This is a genomic window from Kribbella sp. NPDC056861, from assembly GCF_040687575.1.
Classification (GTDB): Bacteria; Actinomycetota; Actinomycetes; order Propionibacteriales; family Kribbellaceae; genus Kribbella.
Window position 1 is genome coordinate 1,443,926 of record NZ_JBFBNQ010000001.1, and the last position, 14,361, is coordinate 1,458,286.

General features: G+C 68.8%; 15 protein-coding genes and 1 pseudogene. 7 read left to right on the forward strand and 9 right to left on the reverse strand.

The genetic code is table 11. The annotated features are described in order from the left end of the window. The first annotated feature begins 5 nt into the window (after window positions 1-5). Window positions 6-1,328, forward strand: a complete 1,323-nt coding sequence (locus AB0P21_RS06550) for an amidase family protein (RefSeq protein WP_363694230.1) — start codon at window positions 6-8, stop codon at window positions 1,326-1,328. A gap of 2 nt (window positions 1,329-1,330) precedes the next feature. Next, complete coding sequence (locus AB0P21_RS06555; protein WP_363694232.1) at window positions 1,331-2,140, forward strand: MerR family transcriptional regulator; 810 nt, start codon at window positions 1,331-1,333, stop codon at window positions 2,138-2,140. Between the two features lies 1 nt (window position 2,141). Here AB0P21_RS06555 and AB0P21_RS06560 read toward each other — a convergent pair whose 3' ends face one another. Continuing rightward, complete coding sequence (locus AB0P21_RS06560; protein ID WP_363694233.1) at window positions 2,142-2,849, reverse strand: TetR/AcrR family transcriptional regulator; 708 nt, start codon at window positions 2,847-2,849, stop codon at window positions 2,142-2,144. An 87-nt stretch (window positions 2,850-2,936) separates the two neighbouring features. On the opposite strand from AB0P21_RS06560, the gene AB0P21_RS06565 reads away from it, so the two are divergent. Beyond that, the gene (locus AB0P21_RS06565; RefSeq protein WP_363694235.1) at window positions 2,937-4,376 is read left to right on the forward strand and encodes a DHA2 family efflux MFS transporter permease subunit; all 1,440 of its coding nucleotides are present in this window, start codon (window positions 2,937-2,939) and stop codon (window positions 4,374-4,376) included. A 56-nt stretch (window positions 4,377-4,432) separates the two neighbouring features. Here the strand turns inward: AB0P21_RS06565 and AB0P21_RS06570 are convergent, their stop codons facing one another. Both AB0P21_RS06570 and AB0P21_RS06575 read right to left on the reverse strand, forming a co-directional pair. Beyond that, the gene (locus AB0P21_RS06570) at window positions 4,433-4,810 is read right to left on the reverse strand and encodes an iron-sulfur cluster assembly accessory protein (RefSeq protein ID WP_270131092.1); all 378 of its coding nucleotides are present in this window, start codon (window positions 4,808-4,810) and stop codon (window positions 4,433-4,435) included. Between the two features lie 188 nt (window positions 4,811-4,998). Then, a complete protein-coding gene (locus AB0P21_RS06575; RefSeq protein WP_363694237.1) occupies window positions 4,999-6,093 on the reverse strand; it encodes a glycerate kinase in 1,095 nt (364 codons plus the stop codon). Here AB0P21_RS06575 and AB0P21_RS06580 point away from each other — a divergent pair. From AB0P21_RS06580 to AB0P21_RS06590, 3 genes and pseudogenes are all read left to right on the forward strand, one after another. Beyond that, window positions 6,092-6,595 (forward strand): annotated as a pseudogene (locus tag AB0P21_RS06580) (endonuclease V); the annotation flags it as partial. The gene AB0P21_RS06575 and the pseudogene AB0P21_RS06580 overlap by 2 nt on opposite strands. 113 nt (window positions 6,596-6,708) lie before the next feature. After that, window positions 6,709-6,900 (forward strand): endonuclease V, encoded by a 192-nt coding sequence (locus AB0P21_RS06585; protein WP_363694239.1) that lies wholly within the window; start codon window positions 6,709-6,711, stop codon window positions 6,898-6,900. After that, window positions 6,893-7,384 (forward strand): NUDIX domain-containing protein, encoded by a 492-nt coding sequence (locus tag AB0P21_RS06590; RefSeq protein WP_363694241.1) that lies wholly within the window; start codon window positions 6,893-6,895, stop codon window positions 7,382-7,384. The genes AB0P21_RS06585 and AB0P21_RS06590 overlap by 8 nt, the downstream gene beginning before the upstream one ends. On the opposite strand, the gene AB0P21_RS06595 is transcribed toward AB0P21_RS06590, so the two are convergent. Further along, window positions 7,368-8,576: an NAD(P)/FAD-dependent oxidoreductase gene (locus AB0P21_RS06595; RefSeq protein WP_363694243.1), complete on the reverse strand. Its 1,209-nt coding sequence runs from the start codon at window positions 8,574-8,576 to the stop codon at window positions 7,368-7,370. The genes AB0P21_RS06590 and AB0P21_RS06595 overlap by 17 nt on opposite strands. Before the next feature lie 106 nt (window positions 8,577-8,682). On the opposite strand from AB0P21_RS06595, the gene nadA reads away from it, so the two are divergent. Continuing rightward, window positions 8,683-9,873 (forward strand): quinolinate synthase NadA, encoded by a 1,191-nt coding sequence (nadA, locus tag AB0P21_RS06600; RefSeq protein WP_363694245.1) that lies wholly within the window; start codon window positions 8,683-8,685, stop codon window positions 9,871-9,873. 50 nt (window positions 9,874-9,923) lie between these two features. Here the strand turns inward: nadA and AB0P21_RS06605 are convergent, their stop codons facing one another. The 5 genes from AB0P21_RS06605 to AB0P21_RS06625 all read right to left on the reverse strand — a co-directional run bounded on the left by AB0P21_RS06605 (window position 9,924) and on the right by AB0P21_RS06625 (window position 14,085). Then, entirely contained in the window at window positions 9,924-11,114 is a 1,191-nt protein-coding gene (locus tag AB0P21_RS06605; RefSeq protein WP_363694247.1) for a glycosyltransferase, read from the reverse strand. Beyond that, window positions 11,114-11,530, reverse strand: a complete 417-nt coding sequence (locus tag AB0P21_RS06610) for an adenylyltransferase/cytidyltransferase family protein (protein ID WP_363694249.1) — start codon at window positions 11,528-11,530, stop codon at window positions 11,114-11,116. Before AB0P21_RS06610 ends, AB0P21_RS06605 begins: the two co-directional genes overlap by 1 nt. After that, window positions 11,530-12,279 carry a CDP-alcohol phosphatidyltransferase family protein gene (locus AB0P21_RS06615; RefSeq protein WP_363694250.1) on the reverse strand — a complete coding sequence of 250 codons (750 nt, stop codon included), beginning with the start codon at window positions 12,277-12,279 and terminating at the stop codon, window positions 11,530-11,532. Before AB0P21_RS06615 ends, AB0P21_RS06610 begins: the two co-directional genes overlap by 1 nt. After that, on the reverse strand, window positions 12,276-12,704 hold the full coding sequence (locus tag AB0P21_RS06620; RefSeq protein WP_363694251.1) for an adenylyltransferase/cytidyltransferase family protein: 429 nt from the start codon (window positions 12,702-12,704) through the stop codon (window positions 12,276-12,278). The genes AB0P21_RS06615 and AB0P21_RS06620 overlap by 4 nt, the downstream gene beginning before the upstream one ends. 160 nt (window positions 12,705-12,864) lie before the next feature. After that, window positions 12,865-14,085 carry a glycosyltransferase gene (locus tag AB0P21_RS06625; protein ID WP_363694252.1) on the reverse strand — a complete coding sequence of 407 codons (1,221 nt, stop codon included), beginning with the start codon at window positions 14,083-14,085 and terminating at the stop codon, window positions 12,865-12,867. Window positions 14,086-14,361: the final 276 nt, after the last annotated feature.

Here is a 14,361-nt window from a genome sequence, read left to right on the forward strand (position 1 = left end):
GCGGCATGAGCGAATACAGCACCGCACAGCAGGCCACCGCCGCGATTCGCGCCGGGCAGGCCTCGTCCCGTGAACTCACCGAACAACTGCTGGCCCTGATCGCCGCCGACACGAGCGTCAACGCCGTGGTCGAGACGCGACCGGAGTACGCGCTCCAGGCTGCGACTGCCGCTGACGAGGCGGTCGCGGCAGGAGCGGACCTCGGCCCGCTGCACGGCGTACCGATGACGGTGAAAGAGGCCATCGACGTCGCCGGACTCCGTACTACGTGGGGCGATCCGGACTCCGCGGACTATGTCCCCGACACCTCCGCCACGCTGGTCGAGCGGTTGACCCAGGCCGGCGCGATCATCGTCGGCAAGACCAACGTGCACACGATGCTCGGCGACTTCGGGCAGACCGACAACGCGATCTACGGCCGCACCAACAACCCCCATGACCTCACCCGTACGCCGGGTGGCTCCAGCGGCGGCGCAGCCGCTGCGCTGGCGGCCGGGTTGACCTATCTCGAGTACGGCTCGGACCTGGTCGGCTCGATCCGGCTGCCCGCGGCGTACTGCGGGGTCTACGGCCTGAAGCCCACCGCGGGCGTAGTGCCGCTGGACGGGTTTCAGCCACCGGGTATTCCGGCGGTAGCGAACGAGTTCCCGAGCATGTCGAACGTCGGCCCGCTCGCCCGGTCAGCAGGCGATCTCCGTACTGCGCTGCAGGTCACCGGCGGCCCGGTCGGCAAGGCGATGTCGTGGCGGCTGGAGCCTCCGCGGCATCGGACGCTCAGCGACTTCCGGGTGGGCGTCGTGCTTGACCACCCGGATGCACCGGTGACCGCCGAGGTCGGCGCCGCTCTCTCCAACCAGGTCGACGCGCTGGCCCGGCAAGGCGTCAAGATCATCGAGGGCTGGCCCGACGGCGTGGACCCGAGCGATCAGGCGGAGGCGTTCGGCTTCCAGATCGGCCTGTTCTTCGCGCTGAACGGCGACGGCGCCGACTTCAGCACCCTGGCCGAGGTGGTCGCGGAGGAGCGCCGCAGGCTGGCGGCCCGGGCAGCCTGGCAGTCCTACTTCTCCGACATCGACGTGTTCCTCTGCCCGACGAGCTTCACCACCGCGTTCCCGCACGACGACCGGCCGTTCGACGAGCGGACGATCGAGGGTCGGCCGTACGACGCGCAGGTCTTCTGGATCTCGCACGCCTCGCTGACCGGACTCCCCGCGGTGAGCATGCCGGTCCCGTCCGACGGCCTGCCGGTGGGGGCTCAGGTGATCAGCGCGTTCCACGAGGACGACACCGCGATCACCTTCGCGGACCTCGCTACTGGTTCACTCTGACCATGTTCGCGATCGGTGACTTCGCCAGACACGGCCGGGTGTCCGTGCGGATGCTGCGGCACTACGACGCCATCGGGCTGCTCCGGCCCGCGCACGTCGACGACGCGACCAGTTACCGCAGCTACGACGCCGCCCAACTCGCCGACCTGAACCGGATCGTCGCCCTGAAGGATCTGGGCTTCACCCTCGAACAGGTGCGCACGATGCTCGCCGACGAGATCAGCCTGGTCGAGGTCCGGGCGATGCTGAGGTTGCGGCAGGCCGAACTGGAGACCGTTGTGGCCGAGAGCGCCGCGCGGCTGACCCAGGTCGAGTCGCGGCTGCGCAGTATCGAGCAGGGCGACGAGGTGCCGGCCGTGGTGCTGAAGGAGCTGCCGGCCATCCGGTTCGTGGCGTTGTCCGGTACGGCGAACAGCTTCACTCCCGAGGAGATCGGGCCGGTGATCCAGCCGCTCTGCGCCGAGCTGGGCCAGCGGTTGCCTGAGGCAACTGGTGTCCGGCCGAGTGGGCGGTTGACCTGCCTGTACGAGCCGGCCGGCGACGAGGTGCGCCTGCTGGCCGCAGTACCGGCTGCTGTTGATTCCGATGCCGTGCTCAATGGTCTGACGGTGCTGGATCTGCCCGCCACCCGGGCCGCGACGTTGGTGCATCGTGGGCCGATCGACGACGTCCTGCCCGCGTGGCAGGCGTTGGCCCGCTGGCTCGACAACAACGGTCATCAGTCCGGCGGACCGGCCCGCGAGCTGTACCTGGATACACCCGAGGACCCTGCCGACTGGGTCACCGAACTTCAGGAGCCGATCAGAAGCTGACTCAGTTCTCGGCGAGCGACGCCAGGCCGGCGACGATCACCTGGATGCCGAACTCGAACCGCTCGTCGCCCTGGGCGCCCGAGGTGAGCGCAGACGCGAGAGCGATCGTGACCGGGAACTTCGCCGCCGGCAGCCCTTCGAAGAACTGCCGCAGCTCCCCGATGTACCGGACCAGGTCCTCGTCGGACCAGGCAGCTCCGCCCTGGACGCTCTCCTCGAACGCGATCGCGGTGACGTACAGCGGGATCAGGTCGACCGCCCAGGCGGCCGCCTGATCCGGCAGCTTGCCGGCTTTGAGGATCGCGAGCATGTTCTCGGTGCTCTCCAACGCGCGCTCGCCGAGCGGCACCTGGCCGATCGCGGCCCGGGCCACCCCCGGATACGCCCGCATCATCTGCAGCATCGAGCGCATCGTCTCCTTGAGCTGCTCCTGCCAGCGCTCCGGGTCGGGCTCGTGGATCTTGATGATGCCCGCCGCCGCGCGGTCGACCAGCAGCTGGTCGAGCTCCTTCTTGTTCGCGACGTGCGCGTAGAGCGAGGCCGGGCCGGTGTTCAGCGCCTGGGCGACCTTGCGCATCGAGACCGCCTCGTAGCCCTGCTCGAGCAGCAGCTCCATCGCCGCGTCGACGATCCGGTCCCGGCTGAGCGGCTCGCGGACCGGGCGGGCCGGCTTCTCGGGGCTGATCGGCTGCCATGGCGACTGGTTCATGCAGAACACTGTACTTGACACGAACGGTGTTCGTGAGTAGAACAGTGTTCGTCAACGAACACCGTTCTATCTGAGAGGGGGCCGCCGATGAGCACCTCAACCCTGGCCGGATCACCGGCCGAAACCACCGCACCGGCGTACCAGTGGCGCTGGATCGTGCTCGGGACCGTGCTGGTCGCCGAGATCATGGACCTGGTCGACGCCACCATCGTGAACATCGCCGCGCCGTCGATCCGGGCCGAGCTGGGCGGCTCCGAGGCAGCGATGCAGTGGATGCTGACCGGCTACACGCTCGCCTTCGCGATCGGCCTGATCACCTTCGGCCGGCTCGGCGACCTGGTCGGCCGGCGGCGGCTGTTCCTGATCGGCGCGGTCGGCTTCACCGTCTCGTCGGCGATCTGCGGGCTGGCCACCTCGCCGGAGATGCTGATCGGCAGCCGGATCGCGCAGGGCCTGCTCGGCGCGGTGATGATCCCGCAGGGGTTCGCGATCCTGAAGGCGGTCTTCCCACCGCAGGAGATCGGCAAGGCGTTCAGCCTGTTCGGACCGGTGATGGGCCTGTCCGCGGTGGCCGGCCCGATCATCGCGGGCGTGCTGATCAGCGCGAACTGGTTCGACGCCGGCTGGCGGATGATCTTCTTCATCAACGTCCCGATCGGCGCGCTGGCCCTGTTCGGCGCGCTGCGCTACATGCCCGAGGTGAAGACCGAGGGCGCCACCCGGCTCGACACCCTCGGGGTGCTGCTGGTCAGCCTCGCCTCCGGACTGTTGATCTACCCGCTGGTGCAGGGCCGCGAGCTCGGCTGGCCGGCCTGGTCGATCGCGATGCTGGTCTCGTCCGTCGCCGTCTTCGCGCTGTTCGGCTGGCGCGAGCGTCGCTCCGGCGCTCCCGTGATCGACCCCTCGCTGTTCCGCAGCCGCGGGTACGTCGCGGGGCTCGGCGTGATCACCTCGTTCTTCCTGGCGATGTCCGGTTTCATGCTGGTCTTCAACCTGTTCACCCAGCTCGGACTGCACTACAGCCCACTCAAGGCCGGGGTCGCGATGGTGCCGTTCTCGCTCGGAATCGCGATCGGCGCGCCGCTGTCCGGCGGGTTCCTGGCACCCCGGCTCGGCCGGCTCGCGCTGCAGCTCGGCATCGTCGTGATGACGCTGGCGATGGCCGGCGTCTGGTTCACCCTGCACCTGCAGGGCGACGCGACCACGATCTGGAACCTGGTCCCGGCCACGCTGGCCTGTGGGATCGGCGCGGGCATGGTGTTCGCCCCGCTGTTCGACATCATCCTGGCCTCGATCGACGACCAGGCAGCAGGCTCGGCCTCCGGCCTGCTGACCGCGATGCAGCAGTACGGCGGCGCGATCGGGGTCGCGGTGATCGGCACGATCTTCTTCCAGCTGCTGCCGGAGCACCAGTTCCTCGGCGCCACCAAGTCGGCCACCCTGGTCGCGGTCGGGCTGTTCGTGGTCAGCCTGCTGGTCACCTTCGCACTGCCTCGCCGAGCCCGCGAAGAGACCGTCGCGCACTGACGGCAAGCAAAAGCCCCGCTCACCGTTGCCGGTGAGCGGGGCTTTTCGGTGCTAGCTCAGTTGAACGAGTCGCCGCACGCGCAGGAGCCGGTCGCGTTCGGGTTGTCGATCGTGAAGCCCTGCTTCTCGATGGTGTCCACGAAGTCGATCGACGCACCCTTGAGGTACGGCGAGCTCATCCGGTCGGTGACGACGCTGACGCCGTCGAAGTCGGTCACCACGTCGCCGTCGAGCTGACGCTCGTCGAAGAACAGCTGGTACCGCAGTCCGGAGCACCCGCCCGGCTGCACTGCGACCCGCAGGGCCAGGTCGTCGCGACCTTCCTGGTCCAGCAGCGCCTTCACCTTGGCGGCGGCGCCATCGGTCAGCAGGATGCCGCTGCCCGTCGTGGTGCCCTCCGCAGTCTGCACTGCCTCGGTCTGCGCTTCAGTCATTCCTGACTCCAGTCATCTCATGAGCGCCCGGCCGCTTTGGGCAGGCGGCCACGCGCGGAAAGTCCGCTGTCATTCGGGCCAACGTCGGCTGATCCCGAACCATTCCCATGGTCGCACACCATTTTCACGGATCAACTTCACGCCTCACCCCTGAGACCAGCGGCGGCGGTACGACGTACCGGCTGGTCTCAGCGGGCCCAGGTCTTGGCGACCCGCTCCGCGACGGACGCGAGCGAGCCGTGCGGGTCGGCGAAGGCCTGCGCCTCGCCCACCGCGTCGACCAGCGAGTACGCCGACTCGACGCCCATCGTGCGCATCTCGCGGGCGCCGATCTGGACCTTCCCGGCCAGCACCACACACGGCCGCATCGCGTCGTTGGCGACCTTCGCCACGCCGGAGATCACCTTGCCGTCGCGGGACTGGAAGTCGAACGCGCCCTCGCCGGTCAGCACCAGGTCGACCTGCTTGGCCTTGGCCTCCAGACCGGTCAGCTCCGCGACCAGATCGATCCCGGAGACCCGCTCGGCGCCGAGCAGCAGCAACGCGTACCCGAGACCGCCGGCGGCGCCGGCACCCTTCTGATCAGCGGTTTTGCGCCCCGCGAGCTCCGCGAAGGTGGTCAGGTAGCCGTCGACGGCCGGCTTGCGCTCGTCGGTGATGCCCTTCTGGGTCCCGAAGATGTTGGTCGCGCCGCGCAGCCCGAGCATCGGGTTCTCGACGTCGCTCGCGGCCACGAACTCGACCCCGGCGAGCTTGTCCAGCGCAGGCTGCAGGTCGACGGCGGTCAACGTCTGGAGCCCCTTGGCACCTGCCTCGAGAGACCCGCCCTCGCTGGTCGCCCCGAGCGCCGCCAGCAGGCCCGAGCCGGCGTCGTTGGTGCCCGAGCCGCCAAGGCCGAGAACGATCCGCTTCGCCCCGGCCTCCACAGCTGCCGCGATGAGCTGTCCGACGCCGTACGTCGACCCGTCTTCTGGCCGCCGATCAGCGGGCTCAACGAGATGTAGGCCACATGCCTGGGCGGTCTCGATGTACGCCGTCTCCCCCGCGACCAGCACCGCCGCCGGCACCTCGGCGCCCAGCGGCCCGCGCACGGTCACCGCCAGCAGCTTGCCGTCGACAACCGCCGCGAGGACGTCGATGAACCCCGGGCCGCCGTCGGCCATCGGCGCCACCAGTACGACGGCCTGCGGATCCCGCCGCCGCCAGCCTTCCTCGATCGCGGCCGCCGCCTCGACAGCGGTCAACGTCCCAGCAAACTTGTCCGGAGCAATCAGCACGCGCATGCGCCCATCCTCCCCTACCTGGCGCCGGGTCGGCCGCCCGGCAACCACCCCACGGACAGACGAGCCGCACGCTGCGCTCCGGGTGAGGGCAAACCCCCACGGACTGTCGGCGCAGCCCGGTAGCGTCCACGCCGTGCACTGGCCGACCACAGCAACCGAAGCGCTCGCCGTCCAGGACCAACTCCGGGACCAGGTCGACACGACCGGCCCAGGACCCTCATCGGCCGACACCCAGTACGTCGCCGGCCTGGATGTCGCGTACAACGGCGACGACCTGACCGCCGCGATCGTCGTCCTCGACAGCTCGTCCTTGACCGAGGTGGACCGAGCGATCGTTATCGGCCGCACCACCTTCCCGTACGTCCCCGGCCTGTTCGCCTTCCGCGAGGTCCCGGCGCTGCTCGAAGCGCTGGACCAGCTCACCATCACGCCGGACCTCCTCGTCTGCGACGGCCAAGGCCTGGCCCACCCCCGCCGCTTCGGCCTCGCCTGTCACCTCGGCGTGCTCACCGGCCTCCCCACCATCGGCGTGGCGAAGAACGCCTTCGTCGGTACCTTCTCGCCCCCCCCGCCACCGAGCGCGCCTCGTACTCCGATCTGCTGCTCGACGACGAGGTGGTCGGCGCCGTGCTCCGCACCCAGCCCAACGTCAAGCCGGTCTTCGTCTCGGTCGGCCACGGTCTCGATCTCGCGAATGCCATCGAGCACACCCTGCACCTGACCCCGAAGTACCGGCTGCCGGAGACCACCCGGGCTGCCGATCACGCCTGCCGCCTCGCCGCACACCAGGAGTTCCTCGATGACTGAGCCCCGCATCCCCGGGTATGCCGGCCACGAGTACGGCGAACGCATCGCCGCGAGCGCCACCCTGCGACCGGGTGCCACCGCCGCGATCCTCGACGGCGACAAGCTGTTCCTCACCCGGCGCGTGGACAACGGCGAATGGTGTCTGCCGGGCGGCGGTATCGACCCAGGCGAGCGGCCGGCCGAGGCAGCCGAGCGGGAGGTGCTCGAGGAGACCGGGCTGATCGTGCGGGCGACCGCACTGCTCGGTGTCTACTCCGACCCTGATCTGGTGCTGGTCTCCCACGACGGATCCTGGGTGCAGATCATCGGGATCCTGTTCCGCGCCGAGGTCATCGGCGGCACGGCAGGGACGTCGGACGAAGTCACCGAGGTCGGCTGGTTCACGGCCGACGAGGCGGCGGAGCTGACCGTCATCCCGAACCACCGGCTGCTGTTGCCCACGGCGTACGGAGCGGAAGCGCCGTTCTTCAACCCCGCAAAGTAGCGGCGACGGCGTTCGCGGCCCGGCGGCCGGAGACCAGCGCCCCCTGGATCGAGGCGGTGTCGCGGTGGTCGCCTGCGACGTATAGGTTGTCGCCGAGCGCCACCGGCTGACGGGCAGCCAGCGGCGCGGGCTGCTCGGGCAGCGCCTCGCGGATGTCGTGGCGGATGATCAGCTCCCAGGCACCGGCCGAGCGCCCGTAGAGGCGGGTCAACTGCAGCCGTACCTCGGCTTCTGTGGCCTCTGTCGGCCACAAAGTGGTCGCCTGGATCAGGTGGCGGCCGGGCGGCGCGTACGACGGCGCCGCGTTGGAAATGACCGCAGTGTTGAGGATCGGGCCGTTGCGGTGACCGTCGACGACCAGCAGCTTGTCTGCCCGCGGCGCCTCATCAGCTGCGAACCAGTAGGTGCTCAACCCCTTCATTCGCGGTGCCCGCGCGGTGGTGAGCCCCGCTGTCGGGTTGGCGGCGACCACCACGGCCCGAGCGCTTAACTCGCCGTCCGCAGTCTTGACCGAGTTACCACTCACCAACTCAACCCGTACTCCGGTACGCACAGGCTCAGCCAGTCGCGCCGCCAACTGCTCGGGCAGCGCCGCCATGCCGGCGGCCGGGAGACTCGGCGTACCGAGCAGGAAGGCACGGAGCAGGAGTCGCACGAAAGCCGCCGAGGTGGAGCCGTCGGTGGAGGCGAGCACGCCGGCCAGGAACGGTTCGAGGATCTCGTGGCGCAGGCGGCCGTCCACGCCGGCTTCGTCCAGGGACTCGGCGAGCGTGGTGTCGCTGCCTTCACGCAGTCGAGGCACCGACCCCAACGCGGGAGCAGCCCAGGCAGCGAGCCGTGCCAGCTCCAGCGGACGCACATAGCCGCTGAGGAGAGAGCGCCCAATCAGTCCGGGTTCGCGGCGGGGATCGGCGACTGTCGTCGTACCGGCGGCTCCCCCGACCGCGACGCCTGCGGCGAAGGGCTGCAGGTCGAGAGCGGGCAGGTCGACGTACCGGCGTACGGCGGGATAGGACGGGTTGAGCAGCTGGAAGCCGTGATCGCACCGGAACCCGTCGACCAGATCGGTCCGGACCCGGCCACCGACCTGGTCGGCCGCTTCGAGCACCGTGACCGTCAGGCCCTTCTCCTGCAGCCCGAGGGCACAGTTGAGTCCGGCCAGCCCTGCCCCGACCACCACCACGTCAGCCATTGGCCGATGCTTGCACAGCTGTCCGCGCTTGTGCATCCGCGCACAAGATTCCGCAGGTCAGGAAGGTGACGTGGCTCCTGCTGACCGGCACCCCAGGCGTGGCACGATGGTTGACGTGACGACCATTGCAGAGGGTTCGAAGTCTCTCCCGTTGCTGTTCCTGGGCCGGGACACCGACCCGCATTCGGAGCGCGGAGTGGAGTGTCCCGGCGCGTTGCCGCCGGCCTCCGACCCGCATCTCGTCGAGCGGGCGCTGAAGGCCAAGGCTGCGCTCGGCGACCAGGTGTTCGTGCTCGGCCACCACTACCAGCGCGACGAGGTGATCCAGTTCGCCGACGTGACCGGTGACTCGTTCAAGCTCGCCCGCGACGCGGCCAACCGGCCGGACGCGCCGTACATCGTGTTCTGCGGTGTGCACTTCATGGCCGAGTCCGCCGACATCCTCACCAACGAGAACCAGACGGTGATCCTGCCCGACCTCGCGGCCGGCTGCTCGATGGCCGACATGGCCCGGATCCAGCAGGTCGAGGCGGCCTGGGACGCGCTCGCCGACGCCGGCATCGCCGACATCACCGTGCCGGTCACCTACATGAACTCCAGCGCCGACATCAAGGCGTTCTGCGGCCGCAACGGCGGCGCGGTCTGCACGTCGAGCAACGCCGACGTCGCCCTCGACTGGGCCTTCCAGCAGGGCGAGAAGGTGCTCTTCCTGCCCGACCAGCACCTCGGCCGCAACACCGCCGTCCAGAAGATGGGCATCAGCCTGGACGAGTGCGTCGTCTACGACCCGCACAAGCCCGGCGGCGGCCTGACCAAGGAGCAGCTCGCCAAGGCGAAGATGATCCTGTGGCGCGGACACTGCTCGGTGCACGGCCGCTTCACCACCGCCGCCGTCGACGACGTCCGCAGCCGGGTCCCCGGCGTCAACGTGATCGTGCACCCCGAGTGCCAGCACGAGGTCGTCCTGGCGGCGGACCTGGTCGGCTCGACGGAGTACATCATCGACACCATCGCCAAGGCCGAGCCCGGCACGTCCTGGGCCGTCGGCACCGAGCTCAACCTGGTGCAGCGACTGGCCAAGCAGCACACCGACAAGAACATCGTCTTCCTCGACAAGACCGCCTGCTACTGCGCCACGATGAACCGCATCGACCTACCGCACTTCGTCTGGGCCCTCGAGAACCTGGTAGCCGGCCACGTGGTCAACCCGATCAAGGTCGACCCCGACACCGAGAAGTACGCCAAGATCGCCCTCGACCGCATGCTCGCCCTCCCTGGCAAAACCGCCAAGGACTAAGAACTAAGACAACAGCCTGTACTCCGGTCCTCCGGGGTACAGGCTGTTAGTCAGTGGGAGACGCGGGTGGTGTTGTACCAGGTCGCGAGGATGTCGGGCAGGCGATCGGGGGCCCAGCGGTTGACTGGGTCGATTCGGCCGGTCAGGGATGCCAGGCCCTTGGCCAGTTCGCCGACCACGTCGCCTTGCCAGGGGACGACGGCGCCGTCTTCGGGGCCGACGATGACTGAGGGGCCGCCGCGGTCGATGCAGACCACTGGGCAGCCGCTGGCCAGGGCCTCGGCTACTGCCCAGCCGGCTGCTTCGCGCATCGCGGGGGCGAGTAGGGCATCGGCGCGCAGGAGTGAGGACAGGACTTCTTCGCGAGGCAACTGGCCGACGAACTCGACGCGGTCCCGTACTCCGAGCTCTTCTGCCAGCCGCTCGGCGCGGCGCCAGTCGGGGCCGTCACCGACCACGCGCAGCTCCCAGTTGGCGGCTTCCGGCCGGGCCAGGGCGCTGATGCCCATCAGCAGGCCCTTCCACGGGATCAGCCGGCCGACGAACAGCGCCGTTTTGATGCCGGGGGCACCATAAGGCTCACGCGGACCGGACGCCGTGGCGAACTGGCTGATCGCGACGTTCGGCTGGACTGCGACCTCGCGCGCGTACTTGCCGAAGTACTCGGCGACATCCTTGTTCTGGGCAACGACCAGGTCGGCGCTCTGGGCGTGTTTGCGGCCGACCAGCCGCCGGCACAGGCCGGTGTAGCCGCGGCGGACCAGTTCGTTGAGCAGGCCCTTCGAGCCGAGCCAGTGGGCCATCGACAGCGGCACCGTGGTCGAGCCGCCGACCGGGCCCCAGATCACCTTGGCCGTCGACTCCTGGACGACGCCCGCGGGCATCCAGTCGACCGCGAAGGTCAGGTGGTGGATGACGTCGAAGGAGTGCTCGGCGTGCAGCCGCTTGGCGGTCCGCCCGGCCAGCCGCTGCCACAGCGGGTAGTACCAGTACACGTCCGCGTGCCGGCGGCGCAGCTTGAGCAGCCACTTCGGCAGTTCCAGCGGTACGACGGTCAGCGACGGGATCGGCCGGGCGGCCAGCTCCTCGGTGATCTCGTGCGCGAACTTGCCGCGAGTGATCAGCCAGACGTCATGATCGCGCGCGGCGGCCTTCGCCCAGGCCCAGCCCGCGCCCGGCTCCGAGCCACCTTTCGGCCGGCAGGCGTAGGCGCTCAGCAGGATCTTCGGCCGGGCCGGCATCAGAGCGTACCCTCCAACAGCCGTCGCAGGTCCGTGCTGGAGGTCGACGCCGTGTACGGGAAGTAGTGCACGCTGGCACCCACCTCACCGAGCAGCTTCTCCAGCCGGAGCCCCTTCTCGGTGCCCTTCCAGTCGTCACCCTTGAAGAGCACGTCGTAGCGCAACTGCTTCCACATCTCGAACTTGTCGCTGGACCAGTCGCTGACCACCTCGTCGACCAGGCCGATCGCCCGGACGACCTCCATCCGCTCGTCGTGCGGAACGACCGGTGGCCGGCCCTTGATCCGGGTCACCACGTCGTCCTCGACCACGCCGGCGATCAGGTAGTCGCAGTGCTCGCTGGCCCGGCGCAGGATGTTCAGGTGACCGATGTGGAACATGTCGTAGACCCCGGGGGCATAACCAACCACACCCATCAGCCCTGCACCTCCGTCGGTCGGGGAGCCGGCTGCAGCGCGGCCATCTCCTTGTACCACTTGGTGATCGCGGCCAGCAGGAAGACCAGGTTGGCCGCCAGCAACGCGCCGTACAGGGCGGTGAAGACGGTCGGCCAGCCGAACGCCAGGAAGACCAGACACAGTACGCCGTAGTCGGTCGGTGCTATCAGCAACGACTTCAGCACCGAGTCACCACGCACGTTGGCGGTGCTCGCGCCGTGCCGGCGGCGCAGCTGGTCGATCAGGATCAGCCCGAAGAACATCACCGCCGAGACGCACAGGTAGGCCAGTGGCACGAGCAGCACCAGCTCGTTGCTGAAGGCATCGAAGCGGTAGAGCGAGATCAGCACCGCGCTGTGCAGCAGGGCGATCTTGACGCAGTCGATCATGTGGTCGAGCCACTCGCCCAGCGGCGAGCCGCCGCCGCGCAGCCGGGCCAGCTGGCCGTCGGCGGAGTCGAAGGCGTAGCCGAGCACCAGCAGCGCGGTCACCGCCAGCGCGAGCGGCAGGCTCGGCTCGACGGTGGCGATCAGCACGATGCCGACCAGCGAGCAGAAGCCGCTGGTCAGGCTGACCTGGTTCGGCGTCCGGCCGGCCAGGAAGGCGCCGGCGGCCAGGTAGCGGCCGATCCGGCGGTTGACGAAACGCGAGTAGGCCGGAGTACCGGCGGACGGCTTCTGGGCGCGCGCCAGCTCGGCGACCACGTCGCCGATCGAGCGTCTGCTCATGCGACGGAGCTGCGTGACTGCCGCTGGTCGATCGCCGCGCGCAGAATCTGGCTGCGGGAACCGCGCCCGGAGACCAGGACGCTGATCAGACCGGCAGGTACGCCGTCGAGCTCGTCGGGACCCAGCACTCCGTCGGTGCCGTCGGCAGCGAAGACGACGTCGGCATCGAGCTGATTGACCAGCCACGCCGCCTCGACGCCGTCGACCTCGACCACCTCGTCGACACAGCGCAGTTGATCAATGATCTGGGCGCGCTCGACGATCGACACGAACGGACGAGCCCCCCAGGCTTCGACGGCCCAGTCATCGGTCAGCACGCCGACGACCAGGTGGTCGCACTGCTCCTTCGCCCGCTCCAGCACGTCGAGATGACCGACGTGGAACAGATCGAAGACCCCGCTCAGATAGCCGATGCGTTGCGGCACCTTGTGCTCCCCCACTGAGCCCTTCCGGGCCCTGCCCCGTCGCCCCCCGGGCGAGTTGATCAACGAACTCCTGGCGAACATCCGGAGAACCGGACCCCACCAGTGACCGACGTGACCCCCCACGTCAGGAGTGACCTTACACCGCGTAATCGCCACCCGCCTAGCTACTCGCTTCACCGCGTGCCTGGCCGCGCGCGCCGGTTGTGTCGGCCGCGTGCCGGGCGATCGCATCGGTGTAGATCCTCTCCGTAGCCGCCAGATCGCGCTCCGGAGTGAAGCGGTCGAGATACACCTGGCGTGCTCGTTTCCCGAAGGCTATCGAAGTCGCCGGCTCGGTCAGCAACCCGAGGGCCTTTCGGAGGTCTTCGGTGTCGCCCGGAGCGACCAGCGCGCCGGTCTCGCGGTCGTCCACCAGCTCGGCCAGCGCCCCGATCCTGGAGGCCACCACCGGTACTCCGTGTGCGAACGCCTCGATCACCACCAGGCCGAACGTCTCGTACGACCGCGCCGGTACGACGACCGCTCGCGCAGTACGCAGTACGTCCATACAGTCCGCCCACGGCAGCGCGCCGAGCACCTTGACCGACGGGTCGCGGCGGGCCCGCTCGTCCGCTTCTTCTCTGAGCGGCCCGTCGCCGACCACCACGAGCTGCCCCAGCGACGCGTCCCAGGCCTTGAGGAGATCGCCGAAGCCCTTCTCCTCGGTCAGCCGCCCGAGGAAGACGACTGCCTCCCCCGCACCTTCACGTACTGCGCCCGAGTGGGCGACCGCGTGCGGCTTGACGACGATGCGGTCGGGATCGAACCCGCCGGCGACGTACCGGGAGCGGACGAACTCCGACGGCGCGATCAGCGTGGTGACGTAGCGCTGCCAGGTATTGAGTGCCTGGTGGACCGTGATGCCGGCGATCAGCGGCAGGCTCTGCACCTTCGACTCGCGGTAGCAGCCGTGCACCGCGCCACGCCACGGAATCTTGCCGACGCAGGACTCGCACGGGCCGCCGTTGCGCTGCAGGACTCCGTTGGCGCACATCAGCCGGAAGTTGTGGAGCGTGGCAACGATCGGAAGGTCCTGACGGGCCGCGGCTCGCAGTACCGAAGGGCTGAACAGCGGAAAGGTGTTGTGCACATGCACGATGTCCGGACGCGCCGACTGCAATCGGAATGTTAAATCGCGTTCGTCGGCAAATGACCATATGGAGCGGAACGGTAACAGCGCGCGATCTTTTCGGCTCATTTGCGCAATGTCGTCACTGTGCTGCGCGTAAAGCTCAACAACATGTCCTGATGTACGCAAAAAATCAGCCGTTTGATCGACCACAGTGTTCTCGCCACTGGGTTGACCCGAACGGTAACGGTTGTGCAACATAGCGACCCGCATGGCACCACCATAAGTCTCGCGGTGGTGACAACAGGTACTTGACAGGCCGCACCTGGGGACGAACGACCGCGCGCCGAGACACCCGGAGGGTGCTTTGAGCAGGATTAAGTCGAGAAGGGCTCTCTACGCTGCCCTTATCGCCGTGGCGCTGGCCGCCGTTACAGTCGCCTACCCCGTCATCTCTCATCAGAAGAACGCGGCTTCGGCCGACAAGTCACGCGACACCGCCCAGAGCGGCCCGGCAGGACCCGCGGTCCTCCCCTCGAAACACCCGAC

Excerpts from the sequence above, each read along its gene's own strand:
- AB0P21_RS06550 (WP_363694230.1), top strand. The coding sequence starts at position 6 with ATGAGCGAATACAGCACCGCACAGCAGGCCACCGCCGCGATTCGCGCC.
- AB0P21_RS06555 (WP_363694232.1), top strand. The coding sequence starts at position 1,331 with ATGTTCGCGATCGGTGACTTCGCCAGACACGGCCGGGTGTCCGTGCGG.
- AB0P21_RS06560 (WP_363694233.1), bottom strand. The coding sequence starts at position 2,849 with ATGAACCAGTCGCCATGGCAGCCGATCAGCCCCGAGAAGCCGGCCCGC.
- AB0P21_RS06565 (WP_363694235.1), top strand. The coding sequence starts at position 2,937 with ATGAGCACCTCAACCCTGGCCGGATCACCGGCCGAAACCACCGCACCG.
- AB0P21_RS06570 (WP_270131092.1), bottom strand. The coding sequence starts at position 4,810 with ATGACTGAAGCGCAGACCGAGGCAGTGCAGACTGCGGAGGGCACCACG.
- AB0P21_RS06575 (WP_363694237.1), bottom strand. The coding sequence starts at position 6,093 with ATGCGCGTGCTGATTGCTCCGGACAAGTTTGCTGGGACGTTGACCGCT.
- AB0P21_RS06590 (WP_363694241.1), top strand. The coding sequence starts at position 6,893 with ATGACTGAGCCCCGCATCCCCGGGTATGCCGGCCACGAGTACGGCGAA.
- AB0P21_RS06595 (WP_363694243.1), bottom strand. The coding sequence starts at position 8,576 with ATGGCTGACGTGGTGGTGGTCGGGGCAGGGCTGGCCGGACTCAACTGT.
- nadA (WP_363694245.1), top strand. The coding sequence starts at position 8,683 with ATGGTTGACGTGACGACCATTGCAGAGGGTTCGAAGTCTCTCCCGTTG.
- AB0P21_RS06605 (WP_363694247.1), bottom strand. The coding sequence starts at position 11,114 with ATGCCGGCCCGGCCGAAGATCCTGCTGAGCGCCTACGCCTGCCGGCCG.
- AB0P21_RS06610 (WP_363694249.1), bottom strand. The coding sequence starts at position 11,530 with ATGGGTGTGGTTGGTTATGCCCCCGGGGTCTACGACATGTTCCACATC.
- AB0P21_RS06615 (WP_363694250.1), bottom strand. The coding sequence starts at position 12,279 with ATGAGCAGACGCTCGATCGGCGACGTGGTCGCCGAGCTGGCGCGCGCC.
- AB0P21_RS06625 (WP_363694252.1), bottom strand. The coding sequence starts at position 14,085 with ATGCGGGTCGCTATGTTGCACAACCGTTACCGTTCGGGTCAACCCAGT.